Below are 25,596 nucleotides of genomic sequence, written 5' to 3'. Positions count from 1 at the left end.
GATCGCCTTGTCAACAACTTCTGTGTGACCCTTAGCTGATAAGCTCTTGCTTTCAGTTGCACCGCAAGTCTCACATTTTCTGATCTGTGTACCGCTTTCCGTGCAGGTAGCTGGTTTTATGGTTGTCCAATTGCCAAACTTATGACCTGTTGCCTTTATTGTATCCTGAGCCTTTATTACCGCACCACAAACTGAGCAATGTGAACCCTCGGTCTTGCCGTCTGTTGTGCAGGTGGCAGGGATCGCCTTGTCAACAACTTCTGTGTGACCCTTAGCTGATAAGCTCTTGCTTTCAGTTGCACCGCAAGTCTCACATTTTCTGATCTGTGTACCGCTTTCTGTGCAGGTAGCTGATTTTGTGGTTGTCCAATTGCCAAACTTATGGCCTGTTGCCTTTATTGTATCCTGAGCCTTTATTACCGCACCACAAACAGAGCAATGCGAACCTTCCGTCTTGCCGTCTGTTGTGCAGGTGGCAGGGATCGCCTTGTCAGTTACTGACTTATGTCCAGTCTTTGCAATGGTCTGTGTTTCTGTTTTTCCGCAAACCTCGCAAATTCTTTCTTTTATTCCAGCATCTGTACAGCTAGCATTCTTTGTGATCTTCCAATCAGAAAAAGTATGCTCTACTTCATCGGAACTTTCAATTTTTTCTATTTGAAATTTTTGAGTATTTAAATTAAATCCCGAACTCCAAATTTGTAAATTCGAGGTAATGCCATTTAAATCTAAAACTACATCGGAACAAGCTGGTCTAAAAACATATGATTGGTTTATGTAATAAATATAAAATACTTGTGCTGTAGAATCCCAATCTTTAAACGTCTGAACATTGGTACCATTACCTGAAGCACCATAATTCGTAACATCCATTGCTGTGTTATCACACGCACTTATTATTTTATAGCCACCATCACTTTGCCTAACAAATTTCCAAATCTGTTGTTTTGAGCAATCCAATGGCTTTCCGTCTACATTTCCATTTGAATTAGTCAAATATCTATTAGCTGGCTCATTTTTAATTCTTGCATAAAAATCTGTTCCAAGATTTTGCTTTTGCCCAACATAGAAATAAACTTTTTTTGTATCTGTTGTACCAACACCATTCCACAATGAGAAATATGCGCTGTAATACCCTGTTCCAAGTGTCTGTGCAGAAACTTTGTAACAGGTCTCACATTCTGTGGTTATAACTCTTTTAACCTTTTTTAAGTTCTCATCAAGAAGATCAATTCCTATTACTTGGCTTTTGGCATATGTAGGAATTACACCTATAGTAACAGTTTCATTTTTGTCAAAATCATAAAATGCTTTTGAAGTTAAAATTGTTGAATAAGTTGGCTTTCCTCCGACCTCAAAGTCACATGCTGGCGAATCAGTAGATCCAGCGCCATTAACAGCAGTAATCCATGCGTGATATTTTCCAATGCCCCATGTACTTGCCGTAAAGCTATATGATCCATTTAATAACACACCATTTATAATTCTTGTACCATCTTTTTCTACACTCATATAAAATTCAGTTGCACCGTCGCCAAATGGAGTCAGCATAATAGTATCATTCTGATCATACCATGTTTGATTTCTTGAAAGTATAACATTTGTAGGCGGCACATTAGCAACGCCAGGATTAATAAAACCTAAGAGTTTTTGCGAACCCCTAAACGTCCCAACTACATATGAAAGAGTGATTGTACCGATACTTGGCGTAGAAATATCTTTTCTTCCACCTTCGTAAACAGTCATTTTTTGCGTATTTGTGTTTACATACAAAATATATGCAACATGACCTGGACCAATTATATTTCCGTCACTATCAGTGTCTGCCCAAATTGCAAGATGTCCTTCCATTGGAGTGCTTGTATATGTTTGGAATCCGCTTTTAGGTGCATTGGCATACCAATTCATTGCATTTCCCCAACCAGGCAGTTTTATTCCAGTATTTGCATACACACACTCCCATGCGACAGAAGTACAACTTCTTTGTTTTATACTCACAGGATTATTGTACATAGGATATGGATCAACTCCGCTTGTATAGGCTGTTGTACCATTAGCCGCACTCACCGACATAGTTGGCATAACGACCATCAAACTAACGATCATAAGCAAACTGGTAAACAAGCTTGCTATTCGTTTCTTCATAAGAGTACCCCCTAAAAAAAAATCAAGTTTATACCAATATAATACTACCAAATTGTTTTGATGTCAATACATATTCAGACAAAATTAAAAATAATTTTGTCTGAATATGTTATAATATTTGCATTCAAAGTGCTTAGTCAGTTTGATATCAGTTATTGTTTATTATATAACAAATCACGCAGCTTATATTGACAAATTATGTAGAATGTGCAATAATATTAACCAATATTAGTATGTAATCCTATAAAAAATCATATCGTATTATTATTTGGAAGAAGGACGCATTTATGGCATAAGCTGTTATAACAAAAGCTGTAAGTCCTGCGGCGATCTTTTTAGTCAACATATTTATCCTTCTTTACTATGATCTTTACCCCGACCCTATGTGTATATTATACTACTTTTTTTGCCTGATTTCAAGTAAAAAGCTCCGCCACAGCGAATGCCACGGCGGAGTTTTTAGGACTTTTGGGAGAAATTACTTGTTGCCTGTTGTCTTGTAAGCGTCGATCATCTTCTTGACCATCTGACCGCCTACAGAGCCGACCTCACGAGCTGTAAGATCGCCGTTGTAGCCCTGCTTGAGGTTTACGCCAACTTCGTTAGCTGCTTCCATCTTGAACTTGTTGAGTGTTTCTCTGCCTTCCTGAGTTGTGATACCTTTCATTTTCGTATCTCCTTTTCATTTGTTTTTCGGGTTTGCAATAATATTATATGTCTGCATGATTTGATTATAAGAGGTAATTTATAGAACGAAATGGGGCGGTTTTTGGAATGAAAAAATTAAAAGCTAAAATTAGTATGATTTTAAACGGAGCAAAATTCAAAAAAAATCATTTACATATAAATTATACTTCTTTTGGAAATTGTGTGATTTTGTATAGTCACTGTTTTCAATTGTCAAAATACCACTGGACACAGTGATTACATGCCATGCACTGCTGCTGCCATATTTCAGCACATAACCGTTGAGATCAAGGGTGACGGTGCGGTTGACCACTAATGTGGTGTAAATGGTAATGTCTGACGTCAGTTTGACTGTTCCGTATGAAGCTTATCTGATTGCTGAAACCAGTTCCGCCGCTGTGGAAACTTCCGCCGTCCCACTCGCTGCCATATTATCCTCGGCAAATACGCCTGTCGGCACAAGGCAGAACAGCATACATAGGGTGAGCAGGATACTGAGTATTCGTTTTTTCATTTCTTACTACCTCCGTTATGTAAACTTAATCAAGAGCGGTTATTGTGATTGTGCCTTTGAAGCTCTCGAGACGGGTATTGTATGCCGACTGTTCAAACATGAAGTACAGCGTTATATCCTCGTCCGAGGCGTCGTAAATTCTGGTGAAATTAAAGGAATGTTGGTCGTTTGTCTGCGCTATTTTTTCGCCGTCACGTTTTATGCGTGTAACCTCACGGCAAAGGTCGTCGTCATAGCCGTCTGTCATCTGGATGGAGTAATTACCGCTGTTGTTGGACTCGTTTGATACCACCTGGAGAGAGCCGCTTATGGTGACGCTGTAAACATGACCTTTTTTGAGCGTAATCTTATCAAGATAAGTGGATATCAGGTCTCCGCTGTTTACCTTTTCATAGACGCTTAAAGCTGCGTTGCCGTTATTGAGAAATACTCTCGGAATTCTTGTTTCTGCATAAAAATATCCGGAGCAGGCGCCGTTCTGACCGGGGTCGCCCTTGTCACCTTTATCTCCCTTGTCGCCTTTATCTCCTTTTTCGCCGGGGTCGCCCTTATCGCCCTTGTCGCCGTCAACGCCGTCTGTGCCGTCAATGCCTGCGGCTTTTACGCTGGTGTCGGTTTCTCCGATCCACCAGTTGCCGTTCTCGCCGATAAACGGGGTGTTTCCGTCCACACCGTCAGAGCCGTTTTGTCCGTTTGTTCCGTCCTTGCCGTCGGCTCCGTCTTTTCCGTTTATACCATCCTTGCCGTCAAGACCTTTCAAAACCGAAAGATCGTACAGGTTCAGCCATATTTCATCGCCGACATAGCGCCACTGCAGGGTGTTTTCGCTTACACGGAACTCCGGTGTCTTTCCGTTTGCTCCGTCTGCACCTTTCTGCCCGGTGGGGCCTGTGATGTCGGCTATCGCCACAAGGTCCTGCCACTCATCGCCCTCGTAACGCCACTGTATGTGGGTTTCAGCTCGCTGCACCTCTATGCTTTTGGCGTTAATGCCGTCAGTGCCGTTGATACCGTCTTTGCCGTTGGCTCCGTCTTTACCGTCAACTCCGTTAATGCCGTCCTTGCCGTCGGCACCATTAGAGCCGTCTTTACCGTCTGTTCCGTTTTCTCCGGCAGCGCCCCGCAGCTCGGTAAGCGCCACAAGGTCGTGCCAGTCGGCTTCGTCGCTGTATTTCCACTGAATCGCCGTGCCGTTGTTTCGCACCTCCGGCAGTGCGTCGCCTATTTTTGCCGCCTTGCTCCATCCTATTGCAAGCACGCTGCAAAGCACCAAAAGAGCGGTGCAAAGCGCCAAAAGTGTACCTGTGAGTAGTTTTTTTTCTGTTTTCATCTTTTTTCCTCCGTTCGGAATTGTTTATCACGGCGGAGCTTTGCACCGCTGCCCACGCCGTAAATGAGCGGCGGTCGATAGGCTTATGCTTGGTTTGCTTTGTACTTATCCACAAACAGGGCGACCCCCTGCTTTAAGACCTCCATCTGGGTTTTCAGATAATATTCATCCTCAAACATCGCATAATGAACGCAGGCGCGGACGAATATAAAGATCAGCGGCGTGATGACCGTATAGGGAATGCCGATCTTCGGCTCCAGCCGCTTGGCGTACTCGGTATAGCGTTCGTTCACGCCTTCAAAGAATTTCTTGCCGTGCTCGATATACTTCGGGTGCGTATATATCTGATACATCAGGCGATATTTTTTTCCGTGCTTTTTTGCTGTCCAATACGGGACCTCCTTCACAAAACGGACAACATCCTCGGGGTCGGTGGGTGCCATCTCCATAAAGTCGTCCTCAACCTTTTCCATACAGTATGCCGTTGACTCAATGATCAGTTCATCAAGGTTTTTAAAATATGAATACAAATTTGCTTTCGTGCATCCGCACGCATCGGCCAGTGCTTTAATTCCTGTGCCTGTGAGCCCGTTTTCCGCATAGCACTCGAAGCACTTTTCCATTAGTTCACGTTTCCGCTCATTGTGCTGTTGCTCAGTTGTTTTCATGTTGCTTCGCTCCTTTTATGCGTACCGACCGTTCGTTTATGATTAGTATAACACAGATTTGTAACAAAGTCAAGAATTATTCAAAAAATGAAGAAAATAAAGTTTCAACATGATCTTATAAAAAAGTCCTTACAGCAGAAAGAAAATAGCGGCTTACCTCAACGATCAAAACCGTACTAATAAATATGTCCATAAGACTTATGGAAAGATGGGATAGGCTTATTGACTTTCCATGTTCTCATATGATATAATAAATTCATATTAACACAACATTTCTGTTCAGGGGGTATATCAAATGAAAAAGCAAAATGCAGGGCTTATCGCTCTGAGTATCGTTTTTATTCTTATGGGTGGTTTCTCTACTATCTATAATCTCAGCAAGTATGTTTCAAACAGGGTTTTCATGTCAAGTGCTGAGAAAACCACAGGCTATGTGAAGTGGATAGACCATGAGTTGAAAACTTGGGGACATAACAAAAAGGCAAGCAACAAAGCTGAAACATATTACATAACTGTCGCTTTTGATGTTGGCGGCAAGGAGTACACAAGAGAGATCTTCACAGGCACATATTATGTGAGTCAGAACGAAAAAGTGAACGTGTATTACAACACTGACAAAAACGGTGAGCCTGATAAGGTCGTGACCGATATTGATAATGATAAAAGACCGTATCTTACTTGGCCGCTGATACTTTTGCTTGGCATTGTGCTACTTGTGCTTACTAAGAAAAATATTATCTCAGTGGGGAGAAAAAGACAGAGCTAAGTTTGTATTTGCTCATTTGGCAATTTACAACAAAAATAAGGCTATGAGATCAAGTGAGGTCTCATAGCCTTTTGCTATATCTTGGTGAATTTCGATGCTTATTAGCTTATGTATTTTGATTTATCCATTAATATCAATTTTAAACATCAATATCCATAGTCACCATAATCGTAATCATCATAGTCATAATCATAATCATCGTAATCATCATAACCATAGTCATCATATCCATACTCATCGTACTTGTTGTTAAGATAATCATTCCATTCGGTTTCCCAATCGTGTTCATCAATAGCGCCGTTTCCGTCATTATCTCCGACTACTCCGTCAGTCGTCCGCTGGTCTCCCTCAATATTATTGTCATCAGGGTCACATGAATGACAATAAAGATCTGTCGGACTTGATGTTTTGTTGTGGCAGGTGTCACCCTTGCCCATGCACCAATACTCACCTTCAGCAAGATCATCATCGTTATCGTTTTTCTTGTAGGTGTAGTTGTCATTTGTGTTGGTATCCACTGAGTGTTCATATGTAGTGGTCGTCGTGGTGGTCTCATCGGTGGTATAATTATCGTAGTAATTGTCATCACCGCAACCGCACAATGTAGCCGTCATTCCGACTGCTAGGATGGAACAGAGTATCAACTTATTTTTCATAATAATCATCTCCGTAATGTAATTATATCACTTTATTCTCAGTATTTGTTAAGCTGGCTGCTTAGGATAACGATTACATTTTGTAAATAAACCGTAAACAATATTATTTGATGTTATTAACTTTACTTTGGGCGAATTATGGATCAAATGCATAGAAAAACGAGCTTGACTTTAGGCTTATAATATCATATACTTATAACAAATAAATATTAATTATAAATTTCAAATTCTTTTATAAATGTACACATTGCATAATTGCCATAGCCAAGAAGACAAGTGGGAGTCTACCATTTCTGTATTATATAGTATACACAGATGTAGTTAAAAGCTGAAATTTATGTACATAAAAGTGATAATCAAAAGAAACTTTGTGCAACTAAATAACAGAAAAGCAGAAAGGAGATCTTTATGAAGGTGATCTATAAATGTGCCGCCATTTTGACGGCGGCGATATTGTCAGTGCAGTTTCCTTGCGCAGCTTTTGCGGATGCGGAGCATGGCGGAGATAATGACAGCCCGAAATTCAAGATGGGCAGGATAATTTTTACTGATAATGGTTATGGCTACGAAAAGGAAGGTCTGGAAAAATCGGAGATCGCTGATGAAGATCTGGCCGATACGGACGACGGGGGTTCACCTTATGCACAGAAGGCAACGGCTTCGCTGCCTGCGAAATATGACCCCAGATCTAAGAATACGCTGACGACTATCAAAAACCAGTTCCAGACAGGCACTTGCTGGGCGTTTGCGGCACTTTCCTGCACAGAGAGCAATCTTATTCAAAAGGGGCTTGAAAATCAAAACGTGCAGTTTTCTGTGCCGAGCCTTGTCCTCTCTACATATGCTAACGGCGGATTTGACGAGTCAATATGGGATTGCGGCGGAACGTGGATGGATTCGTCCCTTGCAATGGCGGCTCATAGAGGACTTTGCTATGATGAATATGAGCCTTTCGTGTCCGACGCAACGGAAGCCACTATCGTATCTGAGGAGAAAAAGGGCGTTTGCGAATATCAGCTTAATTACGCTTCCACTATCACAGGCGGACGAAACGCCATTAAAAACAAGATAAAAGAGCTTGGCGGAGTAATGGTGAGCTATTATGCAGACGACCTGTATATGACCTTTGATAACAAAAGCTATTACGATCCGGAAACTACAAAATATAGTGGAATAAATCATGCCGTAAGCGTAGTGGGCTGGGACGATAATTATAGCAAGTCAAATTTCCTTGCAGGCTATCAGCCAAAGAAAAACGGGGCATGGCTTGTGAAAGGCTCTTGGGGAGTATCCAGTGGCACGGACGGTTATTACTGGATATCCTATGAAGAGGCAGAAATGACCGATTGGGTGGCGTTCGACCTCACTGAAAGCTGTGATAATAATTACCATTATCCTGCTAATAAGGATAATTCTATATTTTATGTTAGCAATGAAAACAAAATGAGCGGTGCTGATGTTTTTACAGCAAAAAAAGACGAGCTTCTTGACAAAGTGGGCTTTATGTATCTTGGCTACACCGGAAAGTCTGACTACACCGTGCAGGTTTACACTTCTGTTTCAGACAGCACTCCTGTGGGGATACTTGAATGTGAGGTCAGTGGAAAGGTGCAGAGCGATGGCTTTTATACCGTGGATATCCCTGATGTTGAGCTTGACGAGGGCGAAAGATATTCTGTCGTGATGACATTCAGCGGTGATGACGGCTCAGGCTATGTGACCGTTTATGGCTATTCAGACGGGGTCATGAAGCCTGGTCAGGCGTATATTTCCAATGACGGTGACAGTTGGACGGACGTTACCGACAAGGACGCTTATACTGGTCAGCCTATAATATTTGCCTATACCGATGATATAGATAAGTCTGATAAAAGCGAGCTTGAAACACTTGTGGCAAAGTATGAAAAGCAGAGCGGTTATGAGCGTGAGGTCAACAACGGCAAGAAAGTTATTGCAGACGAAAACGCTTCAAAGAACGATATTACCAATGCCAAGCTTCTTATAAAGGCAAAGGCGAAAGAGATAAAGGAACAAAGTCTTGTTATAAAGACAGCGACGGATTGGAAAAACTTTGCAAAGCGTGTATCAGGCGGTGAAAGCTTTGCAGGAAAGCGTGTTGTGCTTGAAAAAGACATCGACTTCGGTGGTGCAAAGATATCGGCAGTAGGAACGGCTTCAAAGCCTTTTTGCGGATATTTTGACGGCAACGGACACGTTCTGAAAAACGCTGTTATCCAAAATAATTCTTATGCAGGTCTGTTCGGCTATGCTGAGGACAGAGCGCAGATAAGAGATCTCAGTGCTGAGAAAATAACTGTCAGCGGTAAGTATGCAGGCGGGATCGTTGGTGAATTTGATGCGGTATCTATTCAACGCTGTACGTTCAGCGGAACTGTCAAGGGTACAAGCTCAGCAGGCGGAATCGTGGGCAAAGCAGGTGGTCTGACCCTGACAGAGTGTGCTTCAGACCTTGCAAAGTCAAGCAGTTCAAATGCTAAAGCTATGGTGGGCAGCATTGATAATGACGCTTTTTATTATGGACAGCAATATGCCGATTGCTGGTATAACGGCAACTTTTCTGACAGCAAGGTCAAGAAAACGGCTTTGTCTAACGTTAAAAGCTCTGCAGCTTATTCGCTGAATACCGTTGGCGGAAAGCAGACAGACAGCGGCAGGTGGACGATGGCAGGCGGCAAAGCAAGGCTAACTCGTCCTGGGGAGCAGGCTTCCCACAAGATAACATTTGAAGCCCCTGACAGCAAGCATTATGCCTGCACTGATAAAGACGGCAAGGTGAAATATCCTGTTGTCAAAGTGCAAAGCGGTTATGCTCTTAAATGGTACAAGAACGGCATTGCTGTCGATGCGAACACAGTTTATACTGCTGACAGCACAGTAAAGGCAAAGCTTGTTGAAGCAAAATTTGTCACTATCGACTATGTTTTAAATGGCGGCACGAACAGCACAGGCAATCCAGAATACCTCAGCAAAGGCGAAAGCGTGACGCTTTCCGAGCCGACAAAAGAGGGTGCAGACTTTGCAGGCTGGTATGATAACGCTGCACTTTCTGGTGAAAGAATAGAAAGCATCTCATATTCAGGCGGTGCAAAAACTCTTTATGCCGCATGGAAGCCTTATACATATAACGTTACGTTTGTGGATAAGGACGGCAAGGTGATAAGTCAGCAGACAGTGGAATATGGTAAGTCTGCAAAAGCTCCGAAAGCCCCTGCTATAAAGGGTCTGCGTTTTACAGGCTGGGACAAGGACTATAAAAACGTCACAGAGGATATGACTGTCACGGCGGAGTATTCTGACAGCAAGCTTATTGCAGACTGCGAGATATCAGGCTTCAAGAACAGCTTCACATACACAGGAAAGAATATTGAACAGCCTGACGTAACGCTCACCTATGAGGGCAAAGAGCTTAAAGAGGGCGTGGATTACACTGTTTATTATAAGACCAATCGTGACGCAGGACCTGCAAAAATGACCTTTGTTGGAAAAGGCGAATACAGAGGCTCTGTTGCAAAAGGCTTTACTATCCAGCCAAAGGACGCTTCCAAGTTAAAGCTTTATTATGCTACACCGCTGTCGTTCACCGGCAAGGAGATAACACCTGATGTGCTTATAAAGGACGGCAATAAGACCCTAGAGCGTTATGTTGATTATATGGTGATGTATTTCTCAAACGTGAATGTTGGCACGGGCAATATATCAGTTGAATTTTATGGCAATTATAAGGGCAAGCAGACCGTTTCTTTTGTTATAAATCCTGCAAAACAGCAGATACAGGTGCTTGAAACAAGATACAAGGGCTTTTTTGTGGATTTTGTGCAGAAAGGATCTGCAACAGGCTATGAGGTCCAGTATGGCACAAGATCTGATTTTTCAAATGCTTCCACATACAGATTCACCACCAACAAGACGGATAAGATGACGGTACTTGGATTAGGGACTTCAAAGACATATTATGTAAGAGTTCGCTCTTATACTGTCAAGGGCGGAAAGACCTATTACGGCAATTGGTCAGACGCTAAAAGCATTGTTACGGCAAAGACTAATTTTGCAAACGCAAAGGTCAGCGGTATTTCTTCAAAAAGCTTTACCGGCAAGGCGATAACGCAGAAGATCACAGTAAAATATGGCTCAAAGACCCTTAAAAACGGCACAGACTACACTGTGAAATATTCTGCAAACACAAAGGTCGGCACCGCAAAGGTGACTATCACAGGCAAGGGCATTTACGGCGGAGTTATCACCAAAAGCTTTGCTATCTATCCTGCAAAGCAGGTGATACAGAAGCTTTACGGTACATATGCAGGCTTCTTTATAGACTATGCACAGAAAGGGTCTGCCACGGGATATGAAATATCATACTCACAGCGTTCCGACTTTAAGGGAGCAAAAAGCGTAAAGGTAACAAACAACCGCACCGATAAAAAGACAGTTTCTGGGCTTGCAAGATATCAAAAATATTACGTCCGTGTAAGAAGCTACACTGTCAAAGGCGGAAAAACTTATAACGGAGCGTGGTCCGATAAAAAATGGGTCTACACTCAATGATCCGACAGACGATAAAAATGCCCCTGATCATTTTCTGGTCAGGGGTATTTTTGTGTGCCTAGAAAAGTTCTGCTTTGTACTTGATAGAATCCTCCTCCGTTATCTCACGGATAACTCTGCATGGATTTCCTGCCGCAAGAGAATTTGGCGGTATGTCACGGGTGACAACGCTTCCTGCACCGATAACACAGCCTTCGCCTATGGTTACTCCGCCTGTGATGACAACATTGCTCGCTATCCAGCAGTTGGAGTGTATTGTGATAGGCTTGCCGTATTCATCATCATAAACAGTGCCGTCAGACTTTTTCTTCATGTTACGCTCCTGCCATCTGAATGGGTGAACAGGTGTGGCAATGGTGCAGTTGGGGCCGAAAAACACGTTGTCGCCAATCGTCACAGGGCAGGTGTCAAGCACTGTCAGATTGAAGTTTGCATAGCAGCCTGAGCCGAACTTTGTGAAAACGCCATAGTCAAAATACACAGGACCTTGGAGAAAAAATCCCTCGCCATGGTCGGGAAGAAGCTCGTCAAGGATGGCTTTTCTTCTCTCATCATCTTCATACAAACTGCTGTACTGCTGTGAAAGCTTGTGAGCCTTTGTCCTCAATTCTGCAAGCTCCTTGTCGGAGGAGTCATATATCTTGCCCGCAAGCATTTTTTCTTTTTCAGTCATTATAAAACGCCCTTTCTGCGTGTAGTTTCATTTGATTTTGTTGAGAGTATAGCACAAGTTTCGGGCTGTGTCAATCGTTTTTTGGGGGGTCGAGTGATAGAATAAAAAATGGTATACAAAAAGTGGAGAATGCTTATGGGCAAAGCACTCTCCACTTTTGGTATACTATTTAAAAAGCTTGGCAGGGTAGAAAAAGTTATAGGTAAAATCCCTGCATATAATTTGTGTACATAAATGTGTCCTCGTCATCAGCGGTATTGTCACCAGCAGGCTTTTTTCTGCCACTAACACAAGAAGCCAACACTATCAGACCGCCTAGAACAATTGCAACGCTCACTCCAAGGGCTACCAAAACCGCACAGAAAATTTTTACTATCATAAACACCGCTCCAATCATATTTCTCATACTTCGCCATAATTACTATTATGATTATATGCTGGTTTTGCCTGATAATCAATAAAAGCCGTGTAAAATGCAGATAAAAATCAAGTCAGCTTTTGTCTGCATCAAAAATCTTGTGGTAAAAAAATTTCAAAACGTTTCATGATTTAACAATTTTAAATGAAGAAAATTATAGCTGTCAGCTTAGTATAAAAATGCACAAACTGAGCTTTTTGTAAATGGTTAGCATTGTATATTACACTGAAAATGTACGATTCTTGAAAAAATATACATAAATATGGGGCGAATACTTGACTAGATTAAAATTTTGTGATAAAATTATTAACGTGAATAAGTGTAATTATGGTTACTTATATGAAGTAAATATGGAAGAGGGAAAAATAATGGGAAAAATAGAACCCTTTAAACAAAAAGTATGGCTTGCGTCACCTACAATGCATGGTGAGGAGCTTGAATATGTTACTGAGGCTTATAATACCAACTGGATGTCTACAGTCGGTAAGAATATAAATGAGGTCGAGAAGATAGCGGCGGAGAAGTCTGAAGTCAAGTATGCTGTTGGCCTTTCATGCTGCACGGCTGCGCTTCACTTGTGCTGTAAGCTTGCTGGCGAGAGGCTTTATGGCAAGCCTGCTATATCTCATGGCGCTCTTGAGGGCAGGAGAGTTTTTTGCAGCGACATGACCTTTGACGCTACTCTCAACCCAGTTGTTTACGAGGGCGGTATTCCTGTTTTTATCGACACTGACAGAGATACTTGGAACATGGATCCTGTGGCGCTTGAAAAGGCTTTTGAGATGTATCCTGAAGTCAAGCTGGTAGTAAGCGCTGAGTTATACGGTTTTCCTGGAAGAATGGACGAGATAAAGAAGATATGCGAGAAGCATGGTGCGCTTTTGATCGAGGACGCTGCTGAAGCTATGGGTGCTACCATTGACGGCAGACAGTGTGGAAGCTTTGGCGATTACAGCGCTGTAAGTTACAATGGCAATAAGATAATAACAGGTTCTAGCGGCGGATGTTTGCTGACGAACAGCCTTGAAGATGCAAACAAGGCTCGTAAGTGGTCAACGCAGGCTCGTGAGAATGCGGCATGGTATCAGCATGAAGAGGTCGGGTACAACTATCGTATGTCGAATGTTATTGCAGGAGTCGTTCGTGGTCAGTATCCGCATCTTGAGGAGCATATTGCGCAGAAAAAAGCAATATACGAGAGATACAAAGAGGGTCTTAAAGGGCTTCCCGTTAAGATGAATCCTATCGTTGAGGGTACAGAGCCAAATTATTGGCTGTCTGCACTTATCATAGATAAAGACGCAATGTGCAAGCAGGTCAGAAATGACAGCGAGGCTTTGTACATCAAAGAAGCCGGCAAGACTTGTCCTACTGAAATTTTGGAAGCGATTGCGAGCATAAATGCAGAGGGAAGACCAATATGGAAGCCAATGCATATGCAGCCTATGTACAGAATGCACGAGTGCGTTGGACGTGCTGGCAGTATCAGATGCCGCACAAATGCTTATATTGCAGGCGGTGCAGAAGATGTAGGCGCTGATATCTTTGACAGAGGCGCTTGCCTGCCTAGTGATAATAAGATGACTGAGGAACAGCAGGAGAGAATTATTTGGGCTATCAGGAGTTGTTTTGAGTAATGTATGCGAAATACATAAAGAGAATACTTGACTTTGTTTTGAGTTTAAAGCCTTGATTATACAAGAGTTTCACTGATTTAGTTGAATCTAGGTATGATGATTTTTCTGTATGGTTGTGTCGGGTGAGCGGCGAGAATATGAAAATTGAATGGTTTCTTGGATGCTTATTTGGAATCACACTGTAGGCTGAAAATTTATGATAAGGAGATTTGAACTAGTCTGCGGATGCTCTTCAAAAAAGAACATTCACAGGCTAGTTGTTGTGTTAGAAAAATTTCTATTGGAAATTGGAATAATCAGATGTTTTTTTTATATGGCCGTGCGTTAAAATCCATAACACTTGTGAAATTAACAAGTATACTTGAAATAAGAATTGAAACAGAGCAAAAATTTTTTATTTATGCCATTTGAAAAGCAGTAAACCACAAGATAGAAAAAATTATGAAAGGATGAAACCATCCGTTTTTCATGGAGAAAGCAATGAATAGAGCAAATGATAATAATATTAATTTGAGTCGTACAAAACTGAGTAGCACATCTAATATCAGGTGGTTGCTTATCGGGTATGATTTGATTATGTATGCAGTGGTAGCAGCAATACTGTTATTACTGTATGGAGGAATTGATAAGTTATCAACTATAGGAATACTTCAGCAAGTATGCCTTTCGGTACTGTGTATTTTTGTAGCACGTCTTATTGGTAAAGTATATGTGCAGGTATGGAGATATGGTGGAATACAATGTTATATCCGGTTACTATTTACCGATTTTATTGCTTTTGTAGCTTATCTGTGTCTGGAATTATTACTTCCAATTCAAAAAATTACATTTGCTAGAATGCTTTCAATTGTCAGTTTGAACCTTCTAGGAGCATTAGCGCTTCGTATGATGTATCGCTATGCGTATAAGTGCGGAAATCGGGAAACTACAAAAGGAAAAATTCTTTCCGCGTTATTACATATGTTTTCTGGCATAGAAGCGGAAAATAAAAAAGAAGTTCAGAAAATCAAAGTTGCAATTATTGGTGCAGGACGTGTTGGTGTAAGTCTGGCAGAGGAACCAATAAATAATGAGGAAACAGCATATATTCCGAGATGTTTTATAGATATTAGCAAAGAAAAAGTTGGTCGTGAAATACATGGAATCCCAGTTTGGTCAGAGAATGAGGCAACATTTAACAGATTGGGTGAATTTGAAGTACAGGAGATTATTTTTGCAATACCGTCAATGGATGCTGGCAAGAAAAAGGCGCTTTATGAATATTACAAAGATGCAGGATATAAGTTAAAGGTTTATGATTATCCGACTATGTATACCGCAGGAGGAAAGAGGCATCTTCGAGAATTTGATATTGAGGAACTTTTGTTTAGAAAACAATTAGTGGTTTCTGATGAAAGAACAAATGCTTACTATAAAGACAAAGTTGTACTTATCACTGGTGGTGGTGGTTCCATTGGTTCAGAACTTTGCAGACAACTGGCAAAGATGAATCCAAGAAAGATTATCATTTTGGATATTTATGAAAATGGTGCATATGATGTTCAACAGGAGTTAAAGATCGCGTACGGAGATTGTCTTGATCTGCAGATCGAAATTTGTTCTATCACAAATAGGAAAGCTCTTGAGAAAGTATTTGAGAAATACCATCCTCAGATAATTATTAATGCAGCTGCTCATAAACATGTTCCGTTAATGGAACATAACTGTGTGGAAGCTATTTACAATAATGTATTCGGTACACAGAATCTAGTAGAGCTTTGTGAGAAGTTTGGAACAGAACGCTTTATGATGGTATCTACAGATAAAGCAGTTAACCCTACTAACGTTATGGGTGCTACAAAGAGAATGTGTGAAATGATTGTGCAGAGTGCAAGTACACACGGAAAAGTGAAGTACAGTGCTACACGATTTGGAAATGTACTAGGTAGCGCAGGATCAGTTATTCCATTATTTAAGCGTCAGATTGCGAATGGTGGTCCGGTTACTGTTACAGATAAGAGAATTATCAGATATTTTATGACAATTCCAGAGGCCTCACAGCTCGTTCTTCAGAGTGGAGCAATTGCGAATAATGGAGAATTATTTGTTTTAGATATGGGACAGCCAGTTAAGATTATAGATTTGGCAGAAAATATGATTCGTTTATCTGGTGTTCAGGGAATTGAGATTGTTGAAACGGGATTAAGGCCAGGCGAAAAGTTGTATGAAGAACTGTTAGTTAAGACAGAAGAACTTGACAAAACTGATAACAGCATGATTTTCATTGAAAGGGATAATGCATTGAGTAAGGAAGAAATCTACAAAAAGATTGATGTACTTAGAGATGCATGTAATACAGGTGATGATTTAATTGCCAAAGAGGCTCTACGAAGTGTTGTTCCAACATTTAAAAGACCGGAAGACGTAAATAAAGAGATTGCTTAATAATAAGGTAATACATTCAAAAAAATAAAAATTGGGAGAAAAGAGGTAGAAAATCATGTTTAAAGAAAAAATCAATTTGAAAAGTTTGAGTCTAAAGTATGGTTGAGTAGTCCCACTATGCATCGTTCAGAAATCGAATATGTGAAAGAAGCGTATAAAACAAATTGGATGTCCACAGTTGGTAAGAATATCAATGAAGTAGAAAGAATGGCATGTGAATATATCGGTTGTAAATATGCAGTTGCATTATCATCAGGAACAGCATCCCTGCATATGGCGATGAGACTGGCAGAAATTGAGGCATATTGTATGCCAAAGGTTGGGCATGGTGCATTAGAGAAAAAAGAAAGTCTTTTGTTCTGATATGACTTTTGACGCAACTGTAAATTCGGTAGTTTATGATGGTTGAGAGCCAGTATTTATTGATAAAAAGTATGACACTTGGAATATGGATCTGGTTGCATTAGAAAAAGCATTTGAAATTTATCCAGATACAAAGGTTGTGGTCATCGCACATCTTTATGGAACTCCGGGAAAAGTAGATCAGTTAAATGAAATTATAAAAAACATGGTGCTATTTTGGTAGAAGACGTAGCAGAATCTATGGGAGCTACATATAAAGGCGTGCAGATTGGTACATTTGGAAAATATAATACCATTTCTTTTAACGGAAATAAGATCATTACTGGTAGTGTTGGTGGATGTTTCCTTACAGTTAGTGAAGAAGCTGCAAATAAGGTTCGTAGGTGGTCTACTCAGGCGGGAGAAAATGCTGCATGGTGCCAACATGAAGAATTGGAATACAACTATCGTATGAGTAATGTGGTTGCTAGTGTTGTTCGGGGGCAGTTTCCTTACCTGAATGAGCATATCGCACATAAGAAAGCAATTTATGAGGGATATAAAGATGGATTAAAAGTACTGCCGGTATCTATGAATCAAATGGATCTGGAAAACTCTGAACAAAACTACTGGTTATCTTGCTTGATTATTGATAAGAAAGCAATGTGTAAACAGGTCCATAGTGAACAGGATGTGTGCTATGTAAAAGAACCAGGAAAGTCTTGCCCGACAGAGATTCTGGAAGCTATCTCATCTATTAATGCAGAAGGACGTCCGATTTGGAAACCAATGCATATGTAGCAGATATATCGTTCGAATCCTTTTTGGTTAGAGATGAAAATGGATGTTTTTACAAGAGGATTGTGCCTGCCAAGTGATAATAAAATGACGGCGGAACAGCAGGATAGAATTATTGAAGTAATAAAAGCTTGTTGTGAATAAGAAAGTGTTTTAGGAGAGAATTATGAAGAAAGAAAAAAGTCATAAATTGTACCGTAAGATGGGATTTTATGAAAGATACATAAAAAGGGCGATTGATATTTTTTGCTCAGGGTTGGCGATTATTGTATTCTGCTGGCTGTATGCGATCATTGCTTTGTTGGTTCGGATTAAACTGGGTAGTCCAATATTATTTACCCAATATAGACCAGGGTTAATTGATCCGAAAACGGGGAAAGAACGAATCTTTAAAATGTATAAGTTTCGGACTATGACAGATAAGAAAGATGCAGAGGGAAACTTGTTGCCCGATGAAGTGCGCCTGACAAAATTTGGCATATGGCTTAGATCAACTTCTTTGGATGAGTTGCCAGAAGCATTTTGTATTTTAAATGGCACGATGACACTGATAGGACCACGTCCGCAGTTAGTTCGAGATATGGTGTTTATGTCAGATGAACAAAGAATGCGTCATACTGCAAAACCTGGCTTGTCCGGACTTGCACAAGTAAGTGGAAGAAATGCAATTTCATGGGATAGAAAATTGCATTATGACTTGGAGTATATAGAACATGTTTCTTTTGGACATGATTTGAAAATTATAATTAAAACTGTTGAAAAAGCATTTATTAAGCAGGAGGGAATTACAGAAGAAGGTAGTTTAACTGCAGCCGATTATGGAGATTATCTTCTTCAGACAAAACGGATAAGTAAAGAAGAATACGATAAAAAACAGAACGAAGCAAAAGAATTATTAAAAGGATTGAAGTGATAATGAATGAATTAGTTTCAATAATAATGCCATCGTATAATACAGCAAGTTTTATTAGTAAGACAATAGAATCTGTATTAAATCAAACCTACAAAAATTGGGAATTGCTTATAGTTGATGATTGCTCAACCGATGATACAGATGAAATTGTGTCGAAGTATAATGACAAACGAATTGTATATTTAAAAAATGAAAAAAATTCTGGTGCTGCTATATCAAGGAATAGAGCATTAAGAAATGCAAAAGGTAAATGGATTGCTTTTTTAGACAGCGATGATTTATGGCATCCAACTAAGTTGGAAAAGCAGATAAAGTTTATGAAAAAAAATGGACATTTCTTTTCGTATACCAGTTACGAGGAAATTGATGAAAATGATGTGGTGAATGGAGTAAAAGTAACCGGTCCTAAGAAGATTACAAAAATGGGAATGTATCGTTATTGTTGGCCGGGGTGTTTGACCGTAATGTATGATGCGGAGAAGGTTGGTAAAATACAGATCGCAGACATTAAAAAGAATAACGATTATGCCATGTGGTTGAAAGTGATCAAAAAGGCAGACTGTTATCATTATGATAAAGTGTTGGCACAGTATAGAAAACGATCGGGTTCAATATCAAATCATGGCTATTTAAAATTAGTAAAATGGCACTATAAGTTATTCAAGGAAGCAGATAATAAGAATAGTGTTGCATCGTTATTTTTGACTTTACAAAATTTAATTTATGGATGCTGGAAAAAGGTGCGATACGTTAAAAAGGTGAGTTAATTATGGGTATGAATGATATGATGCGTAAAATGGCTGTTCTTTTGGAAAGAAGGCAAGACGCATTATTCTCATATGGTGTCAGTAAACAAAAAAAATACATTGCTAAATTAGGAAATCCACGAGATGAGATTGAAAGATCGTATTTTCAGTATAAGTGTCAGATGCAGTTTAATGGAAAAGGAATCACTTTTTTGTTAAATCTGGTTTCGTTTCCAGTGGCGATTCTCTATTGGTTCAAATATGGAAAAAAGGTTCAGGTGAATCGGCTAGAGCATAAAAACTTGGTATTTTTTAGAGATGGTAAACCGGAAAACATTTTGCCAAAGTCTTTGAAAAAAAGGTATAAAGCTATTGAAAGTAATCCGGTAGAAGGAATTTTATTAACTGCAAAAGATAAAAAGTTTATAAAAGGAATAATATGTAGATATCCATTTTCTTGGCAGTTTATTTTAAAATGTTTGATTAAAATTGGAAGATATAGTTTTGCTATTGAAGAATTTTCACCTGAAGCAATAGCAGTTTGTGCGGAATACTCTTTTACGTCTTCAGTACTGACTGCTTACTGTAAACAAAGAAATATCAAGCATATAGATGTAATGCATGGAGAAAAAATGTACTATATGAGAGATTCGTTCTTTAAATTTGATGAATGCTATATTTGGGATGAATACTACGGAAAAATATTAGCTTCTATGAAGGCAGATAAAAATCAGTTTGTTGTTGAAGTTCCAGCTTCTCTTAAATTCGATGGAGAACTGATCAGAACACAGAAATATGATTATACATATTATTTAGGCGCAGAATCGGAAGAGGTGTTAAAGAAAATATCAAAAATATTGGAACAGTTGAACAAGAGTGGAAAGAAAATTTCAATACGTCCGCATCCGAGATATTCTAATATGGATCTTGTTAAAAAGATATTTGATTTTGCAAATGTAGAGGATACAGCAAAAATTTCGATAGAGCAATCCTTATTACAATCTGGTGCTGCAATTTCGCTTTATTCAACGGTATTGAATCAGGCATTATGCAATTCAATTCCAATAATAATAGATAATATGAGTAATCCTGAAAATTTTAACAAACTGAAAGAATTGGGATATGTTTGTCTTTATAAGGAACATAGACTTTTATCAGAAGTATTGGAGAAAAGCGTATGATAGGAACAATTATAAAAAAAATACGAACAGGTTTTTATACAAATTTATGTAAAAAAGCAGCTAAGCAATATGGAAAGAAATTACATGTAAATCATTGGAGTAGATTTACTTCTAAGACTCATATCGGAGATAACTGTCATTTCAACGGGATGAAAGTTACAGGAAATGGAAATGTTACTATTGGGAATAATTTTCATTCTGGAGGAGGAATATTAATATTAACATCTAATCATAACTATGAGGGAAAATCTATTCCTTATGATGATACGACTATAGACGGTGATGTTGTGATAGAAGATAATGTTTGGCTTGGGCAAAATGTTACAATTTTACAAGGGGTTAAAATTGGTGAAGGGGCTATTATTCAAGCTGGAAGTGTTGTTGTATCGGATATTCCAGCATGTTCAATTGCAGGAGGACATCCGGCGAAAGTATTTAAAATGAGAAATGAACAACATTATTATGATTTGAAATCAGAAAATAAATTTTTTTAGGTGACGATATAAATGAAAGTAATGATTATTGCTCCGTATATATATGATGACAATATGATTGAATTTACTAAAAATAAGACTGGATTTGGATTGATGGTTCAAAATATAGTAAGTTCAGTGGCTGAATTAGAAAATGTTGTTTTATTAACACGAGTTATTACAAAGGGAAAAAATGAAAAGAAATTTAAAATTCTTTCTCATACATGGGGACAGTTTTTTTCTAATGCAAAATTAAAGGATTGGTTAATAGGAATAAAAGCATTTTTTGCGAATGGTGTTACAGTAAAAGATAAAGCCAGACATGTTTTTTATGAAGTGGATGGCGGATATGTTAGAAAACAAATTCAAAAGGAAAAACCGGACATAGTTCATATACATGGTATAGGAACTATTACAGAAAGCTATATTAGAATTTGTGAGGAAATGAAAGTAAGGTATACAGTTACTTTACATGGTTTAATTGGTTTGAATGATTCAGTTTCTGCACCGGCATACGAAAAGCAGATAGAACGTGATTTTTTAATAAAAGCAGAAAAAAACAACATACCAGTTAGTGTGATTAGTAGTGGTATGAAAGCCAGGATAGAAGAAAAGTATTTAGGGAAAAAAGCAAACAATATCACTGTTATCACGAATGGAACTAAAAAAAGCAACGAAAATGATACAAAGTTTATTCGAGAAGAAGGCACTTTAACGCAAGAAAAGTTTCAGGAATATTATAGTGATTGTTTGAAGCAGAATGATTTATATCCAAAGTTGAATGATACATATGCTTATTTGCAGTATAGCAAAAAAAATGGTAAGAAAATTCTCTTTTTTGTGGGGAATATAACCAAAAACAAAAATCAAATGCAAGCAGTAGAAATATTAAAAAATACAAAAGTATTTAAAAATACCCTGTTGGTGCTTTGGGGAAGAGAGGTAGATAATGGAGAAGTCCGAAGAAAAATTGTGGAGTATCAATTACATAAAAATGTTATTTTAGGCGGATTTAATGATCAAATGGATATTTTTTGGAAATTTTGTGATATAAATTTATTTTTGAGTTTAAATGATGGATTTGGTTTGCCTATTGTTGAGGGATATATGCATGGAGTACCATGCGTTACCTTTGAGGATTTAGATGCAACACAGGATTTATATTATCCAGAGGCAATGTTAAAAGTAAAGGATAGAAGTATTGAATCAGTTGCAAATGCTTTGAGAACTTCATTAGATAAAAACTGGAATCATGAAGAGATTGCTGAAATCGGAAATATGTTTTCAATTGATAGCATGTCTGAAAAATATGTAAACTGGTATAGAACTTTAATTTGATAAATTAGGAATATTTAGCCTTTTGATTTTTATATTCAGTTATTGAAATGAAGCTGAAAAAATAGTATGTTAAGGAATAAAAAGAATGGAAAAATATAAAGATGAATTTGGAATAGAATATTTTTTGCCTTTCTATCCGTTGTTGGTTCAGTACAATATCGGACCAACATCATTAGGTAATATAATTTTAATAATCATAGCGTTATACACGCTTATAAAACAAAAGTGTATTATTAAAATAAAGCCAGAATACAAATATTTTATACTATTTATTATTTATGCTGTATTTAGAGATATATTAAAAATGATTATTATGATGGATTATTCTCGAACATATGTTAATCGTATTACGGAATATGTGATTGTTTTTTTTGCAGTATTAATTGTGTGTAATAAGGAATTTAATGAAGATAAATTATATTTTACCTGGAAAATTGCGGCAAGTATATATTTTTTAGGTTTGATTTTTCAAATGATTAAATTATATGTTTTGGGTCACCCTATTATGCCGATTTCAATTATTCCAAGTTACTCATTGAGAGCTGAAGATATGGTAGCAACCTTTAGGCCATCATCATTTTTTTCTGAACCAGCAGCTTTTGTGTCTGCAATACTTCCATTAGAATTTTTGACTCTAAAAAATAAAGAAATTAAATGGGCGATAATAGTAACATTTTTTGCTTTGTGTTCAACATCTACTGTGGGAATTATTTTGTCAGTTGTACTATGGTCTTGTTTTCTGTTTAGCCGGACTGAAACGATTAAAACAAAAATAGCAGTACTTGTAAGTGCAATAATTATTATTGCTTTATTCACTAATTTGGATATTTTCAGTGCATCTTTATCGAAATTGTTAGATGTATCTTCGGGAGGAAGTACATTTGAAAGTAGAATTGCTGTTGGTTTTGATATAATAAAAACACAGCCAATAGAAACATTGTTCTTTGGCACTAATTATAGCGAAGCATCTAGTTATATTGCACAAAATATTAATAAATTTGCTTCTACTTCTAGTGTGTTGGTGTATTATAGGGCGCAGGTTGTTTTTTTGAACACATTTTCAAGAGTGGTATTTATGTATGGCTTTGTTGGCATTTTACTATTCTATCTGCCACTAATTAAAGCTCTACGCACACCTGAATATTCAGCAAAGTCGTATATAATAATGATAATTGTTGCAACGTTTGCACAAACAATGCTGTTAAATGCGGCATATTTTACAATGATTGTTATGGTTATAAGTTTTTTTGATCAATGTAACCCGAAAAGAGAGGAGAAAGTGTAAAAAGTGAATAAATTTATTGCGTATAGAAATATTTTGCTGAATTATGCATTTAAACTTTTGCCTATTAGGAAAAAACAAATATACTGTTGTAGTTTTCATGGTCAATATGGAGATAGCCCAAGAAGAATTTCTGAAGAACTAAAAAAACAATATCCAGATGTGCGTATTATATGGGAAATCGGTATGAAATCAAATGAGATTATTCCAGATTACATAGTAAAAGTAAAACCATTTTCAACAAAATCAGTTTTATATCGAAGTATGAGTAAAATAACCATTGACAATTATTTGGGATGGAGTTACGGGTACGAAAATGTAAATAGTTTCAAATTAAAACTTTTGGAAAAACAAAAAAAGAAAGGGCAGTTTGGAATCGCTACATGGCATGGAACCCCTCTAAAACATATTAGTATAGATGAAAAACAATATATAGGAAAAAATGTGATGTTTTATTCTACGGCAGATTTATTAATGTGTAATTCATTCTTTATGAAAAAATTATATGATAGGATTAACTTTAGAAAAATTCCTATCTTAATGAGTGGAACTCCAAGAAACGATATTCTTTTTATTAATAAAAAAGATCGAAATATCCAATTAAGAAAAAAATTAGAGTTACCTGTTAATAAAAAAATAATTCTTTATGCTCCAACTTTTAGAGCTGATAATCTTAAAATGGGTGGGCTTTCACAAATAGAATCTTTTGATTTTGAAAAGTTGTTTTCAGCTCTAGAAGAAAAATTTAATGGAGAGTGGTGCTTTGTTTTCAGGGCACATGATTCAGTTGTTGAATTAATTAATAAAAGAGGAATTAAAGAAACTGAAACATTTAAATTAGGAAATAAAGGGGATGATATGGCTGAGTATTTGTATGTTTCAGATGTCCTCTTAACGGATTATTCGAGTAGTTTTTTTGATTATTCGTTATGTAAAAGACCATGTTTTTTATATTGCCCAGATTTAGAACATTACAAAAATGTTGAAAGAGGATTATATTTTTCAATGGATGATTTGCCTTTTCCACTAGCTATGAATCCTGATGCATTATATCAATGTATAAAAGATTTTGATATGAATAAATATCAATACAATATAGATAGTTTTCTGGAGTCATTAGGTAATATAGAAGATGGTAATGCAACAGTAAAAATTATGAAAGTAATAAAGAAAATAATGGAGGATTAATATGAAGAGAGTAATAACGTATGGAACTTTTGATTTGTTACATTATGGACATATAAATTTGTTGAGAAGAGCGAAAGCGTTAGGTGATTATTTGATTGTTGCAATTTCAACAGATGAATTCAATTGGAACGAAAAAAATAAGAAATGTTATTTTTCCTATGAACAGAGAAAACAATTAGTTGAGGCTATTAGATATGTTGATTTAGTTATACCAGAAGAAAACTGGGAACAAAAGAAAACAGATGTACATGAATATCATGTAGATACATTTGTTATGGGTGATGATTGGAAAGGAAAATTCGATTTTTTAAAAGATGAAAATGTTGAAGTGGTATATTTAGAACGTACGCCAGAAATAAGCTCTTCACAAATTAAAAACGATTTAAATAATCGCTAATGTGTTGAAGATACCTATATCGGCACATCAGATCATGGCAAAAAGCGTGGTCGAGGCACTACCAAAACGAAGATAATGGTGGCTGTTTCAAAGACGACCAATGGTGCTTCAAAGTACGTAAAAATGAAGGTTCTACCCGACGTGAGAGGTGTGACCATTGGCAAATTCGCAAAGAAAAAAATTGCAGAATTTTCGAGGGTAGAAACGGATAATTACCGTCCCCTCCGCAAGCCTTTGGCAGAGAAATCCTTTCACAGCTACGAGACATTTGCACCTGATAAGAATATGCTGAAATGGCTGCACACCATAATTTCAAATGCAAAAGCCTTTGTTGAGGGCACTTATCATGGCATGGAACGCAAGCATATCCAGCTTTATCTCGATGAATTTTGCTACCGTTTCAACAGGCGCTCATAACATGAAAACCTGTTCGAGCGTCTGGCTTTGACGTGCG

At 38.0% G+C, this 25,596-nt stretch carries 20 protein-coding genes and 2 pseudogenes; 14 read left to right on the top strand and 8 right to left on the bottom strand.

What is annotated here, in order from left to right; genetic code table 11:
• The 5 genes from OCV57_RS12660 to OCV57_RS12640 form a co-directional block, all read right to left on the bottom strand.
• Window positions 1-2,145, bottom strand: a 2,145-nt coding sequence (locus OCV57_RS12660) for a CHAP domain-containing protein (RefSeq protein WP_267301846.1), incomplete at its 3' end; no start/stop codon positions are given.
• A gap of 478 nt (window positions 2,146-2,623) precedes the next feature.
• On the bottom strand, window positions 2,624-2,812 hold the full coding sequence (locus OCV57_RS12655) for an alpha/beta-type small acid-soluble spore protein (RefSeq protein ID WP_046440070.1): 189 nt from the start codon (window positions 2,810-2,812) through the stop codon (window positions 2,624-2,626).
• A gap of 387 nt (window positions 2,813-3,199) precedes the next feature.
• On the bottom strand, window positions 3,200-3,346 hold the full coding sequence (locus OCV57_RS12650; protein WP_267301844.1) for a hypothetical protein: 147 nt from the start codon (window positions 3,344-3,346) through the stop codon (window positions 3,200-3,202).
• A 25-nt stretch (window positions 3,347-3,371) separates the two neighbouring features.
• Window positions 3,372-4,676 carry a collagen-like domain-containing protein gene (locus OCV57_RS12645; RefSeq protein ID WP_267301842.1) on the bottom strand — a complete coding sequence of 435 codons (1,305 nt, stop codon included), beginning with the start codon at window positions 4,674-4,676 and terminating at the stop codon, window positions 3,372-3,374.
• 83 nt (window positions 4,677-4,759) lie between these two features.
• The gene (locus OCV57_RS12640) at window positions 4,760-5,344 is read right to left on the bottom strand and encodes a TetR/AcrR family transcriptional regulator (RefSeq protein ID WP_046440066.1); all 585 of its coding nucleotides are present in this window, start codon (window positions 5,342-5,344) and stop codon (window positions 4,760-4,762) included.
• A 295-nt stretch (window positions 5,345-5,639) separates the two neighbouring features.
• Here OCV57_RS12640 and OCV57_RS12635 point away from each other — a divergent pair, with 295 nt between their 5' ends.
• The gene (locus OCV57_RS12635; protein WP_267301841.1) at window positions 5,640-6,110 is read left to right on the top strand and encodes a DUF3592 domain-containing protein; all 471 of its coding nucleotides are present in this window, start codon (window positions 5,640-5,642) and stop codon (window positions 6,108-6,110) included.
• A 146-nt stretch (window positions 6,111-6,256) separates the two neighbouring features.
• On the opposite strand, the gene OCV57_RS12630 is transcribed toward OCV57_RS12635, so the two are convergent.
• On the bottom strand, window positions 6,257-6,766 hold the full coding sequence (locus OCV57_RS12630; protein ID WP_267301840.1) for a hypothetical protein: 510 nt from the start codon (window positions 6,764-6,766) through the stop codon (window positions 6,257-6,259).
• A 408-nt stretch (window positions 6,767-7,174) separates the two neighbouring features.
• Here OCV57_RS12630 and OCV57_RS12625 point away from each other — a divergent pair, with 408 nt between their 5' ends.
• Window positions 7,175-11,332: a C1 family peptidase gene (locus OCV57_RS12625; RefSeq protein ID WP_267301839.1), complete on the top strand. Its 4,158-nt coding sequence runs from the start codon at window positions 7,175-7,177 to the stop codon at window positions 11,330-11,332.
• Window positions 11,333-11,390: 58 nt separating this feature from the next.
• Here OCV57_RS12625 and OCV57_RS12620 read toward each other — a convergent pair whose 3' ends face one another.
• A complete protein-coding gene (locus OCV57_RS12620) occupies window positions 11,391-12,005 on the bottom strand; it encodes a sugar O-acetyltransferase (protein ID WP_195220699.1) in 615 nt (204 codons plus the stop codon).
• A 196-nt stretch (window positions 12,006-12,201) separates the two neighbouring features.
• Complete coding sequence (locus OCV57_RS12615) at window positions 12,202-12,384, bottom strand: hypothetical protein (RefSeq protein WP_267301838.1); 183 nt, start codon at window positions 12,382-12,384, stop codon at window positions 12,202-12,204.
• 416 nt (window positions 12,385-12,800) lie between these two features.
• Between OCV57_RS12615 and OCV57_RS12610 the strand changes: the two genes are divergently transcribed.
• From OCV57_RS12610 to OCV57_RS12555, 12 genes and pseudogenes are all read left to right on the top strand, one after another.
• A complete protein-coding gene (locus tag OCV57_RS12610) occupies window positions 12,801-14,060 on the top strand; it encodes a DegT/DnrJ/EryC1/StrS family aminotransferase (RefSeq protein WP_449555730.1) in 1,260 nt (419 codons plus the stop codon).
• A 480-nt stretch (window positions 14,061-14,540) separates the two neighbouring features.
• The gene (locus OCV57_RS12605) at window positions 14,541-16,484 is read left to right on the top strand and encodes a polysaccharide biosynthesis protein (RefSeq protein WP_267301836.1); all 1,944 of its coding nucleotides are present in this window, start codon (window positions 14,541-14,543) and stop codon (window positions 16,482-16,484) included.
• A 117-nt stretch (window positions 16,485-16,601) separates the two neighbouring features.
• A pseudogene (locus tag OCV57_RS12600) lies at window positions 16,602-17,768 on the top strand (DegT/DnrJ/EryC1/StrS family aminotransferase).
• A gap of 22 nt (window positions 17,769-17,790) precedes the next feature.
• Window positions 17,791-18,537 carry a sugar transferase gene (locus tag OCV57_RS12595; RefSeq protein ID WP_117957609.1) on the top strand — a complete coding sequence of 249 codons (747 nt, stop codon included), beginning with the start codon at window positions 17,791-17,793 and terminating at the stop codon, window positions 18,535-18,537.
• Between the two features lie 2 nt (window positions 18,538-18,539).
• Entirely contained in the window at window positions 18,540-19,304 is a 765-nt protein-coding gene (locus OCV57_RS12590; RefSeq protein ID WP_117957607.1) for a glycosyltransferase family 2 protein, read from the top strand.
• A gap of 2 nt (window positions 19,305-19,306) precedes the next feature.
• A complete protein-coding gene (locus tag OCV57_RS12585) occupies window positions 19,307-20,464 on the top strand; it encodes a hypothetical protein (protein WP_267301835.1) in 1,158 nt (385 codons plus the stop codon).
• Window positions 20,461-20,958 carry an acyltransferase gene (locus OCV57_RS12580; protein WP_117957604.1) on the top strand — a complete coding sequence of 166 codons (498 nt, stop codon included), beginning with the start codon at window positions 20,461-20,463 and terminating at the stop codon, window positions 20,956-20,958. Before OCV57_RS12585 ends, OCV57_RS12580 begins: the two co-directional genes overlap by 4 nt.
• A 12-nt stretch (window positions 20,959-20,970) precedes the next feature.
• Window positions 20,971-22,275 carry a glycosyltransferase family 4 protein gene (locus OCV57_RS12575; RefSeq protein ID WP_117957602.1) on the top strand — a complete coding sequence of 435 codons (1,305 nt, stop codon included), beginning with the start codon at window positions 20,971-20,973 and terminating at the stop codon, window positions 22,273-22,275.
• 85 nt (window positions 22,276-22,360) lie between these two features.
• Window positions 22,361-23,560 (top strand): hypothetical protein, encoded by a 1,200-nt coding sequence (locus OCV57_RS12570; protein ID WP_117957600.1) that lies wholly within the window; start codon window positions 22,361-22,363, stop codon window positions 23,558-23,560.
• A gap of 3 nt (window positions 23,561-23,563) precedes the next feature.
• Window positions 23,564-24,745 (top strand): CDP-glycerol glycerophosphotransferase family protein, encoded by a 1,182-nt coding sequence (locus OCV57_RS12565; protein ID WP_117957598.1) that lies wholly within the window; start codon window positions 23,564-23,566, stop codon window positions 24,743-24,745.
• A 1-nt stretch (window position 24,746) separates the two neighbouring features.
• Entirely contained in the window at window positions 24,747-25,142 is a 396-nt protein-coding gene (gene tagD / locus OCV57_RS12560) for a glycerol-3-phosphate cytidylyltransferase (protein ID WP_117928076.1), read from the top strand.
• Between the two features lie 15 nt (window positions 25,143-25,157).
• Window positions 25,158-25,559 (top strand): annotated as a pseudogene (locus OCV57_RS12555) (IS1595 family transposase); the annotation flags it as partial.
• Between the last annotated feature and the right edge of the window lie 37 nt (window positions 25,560-25,596).

The organism is Hominimerdicola aceti, assembly GCF_025567495.1.
In the GTDB taxonomy this organism is placed as follows: domain Bacteria; phylum Bacillota; class Clostridia; order Oscillospirales; family Ruminococcaceae; genus Hominimerdicola; species Hominimerdicola aceti.
Note: the sequence above shows the minus strand (reverse complement) of the source record. Positions and strands in the feature narration are given on the sequence as shown.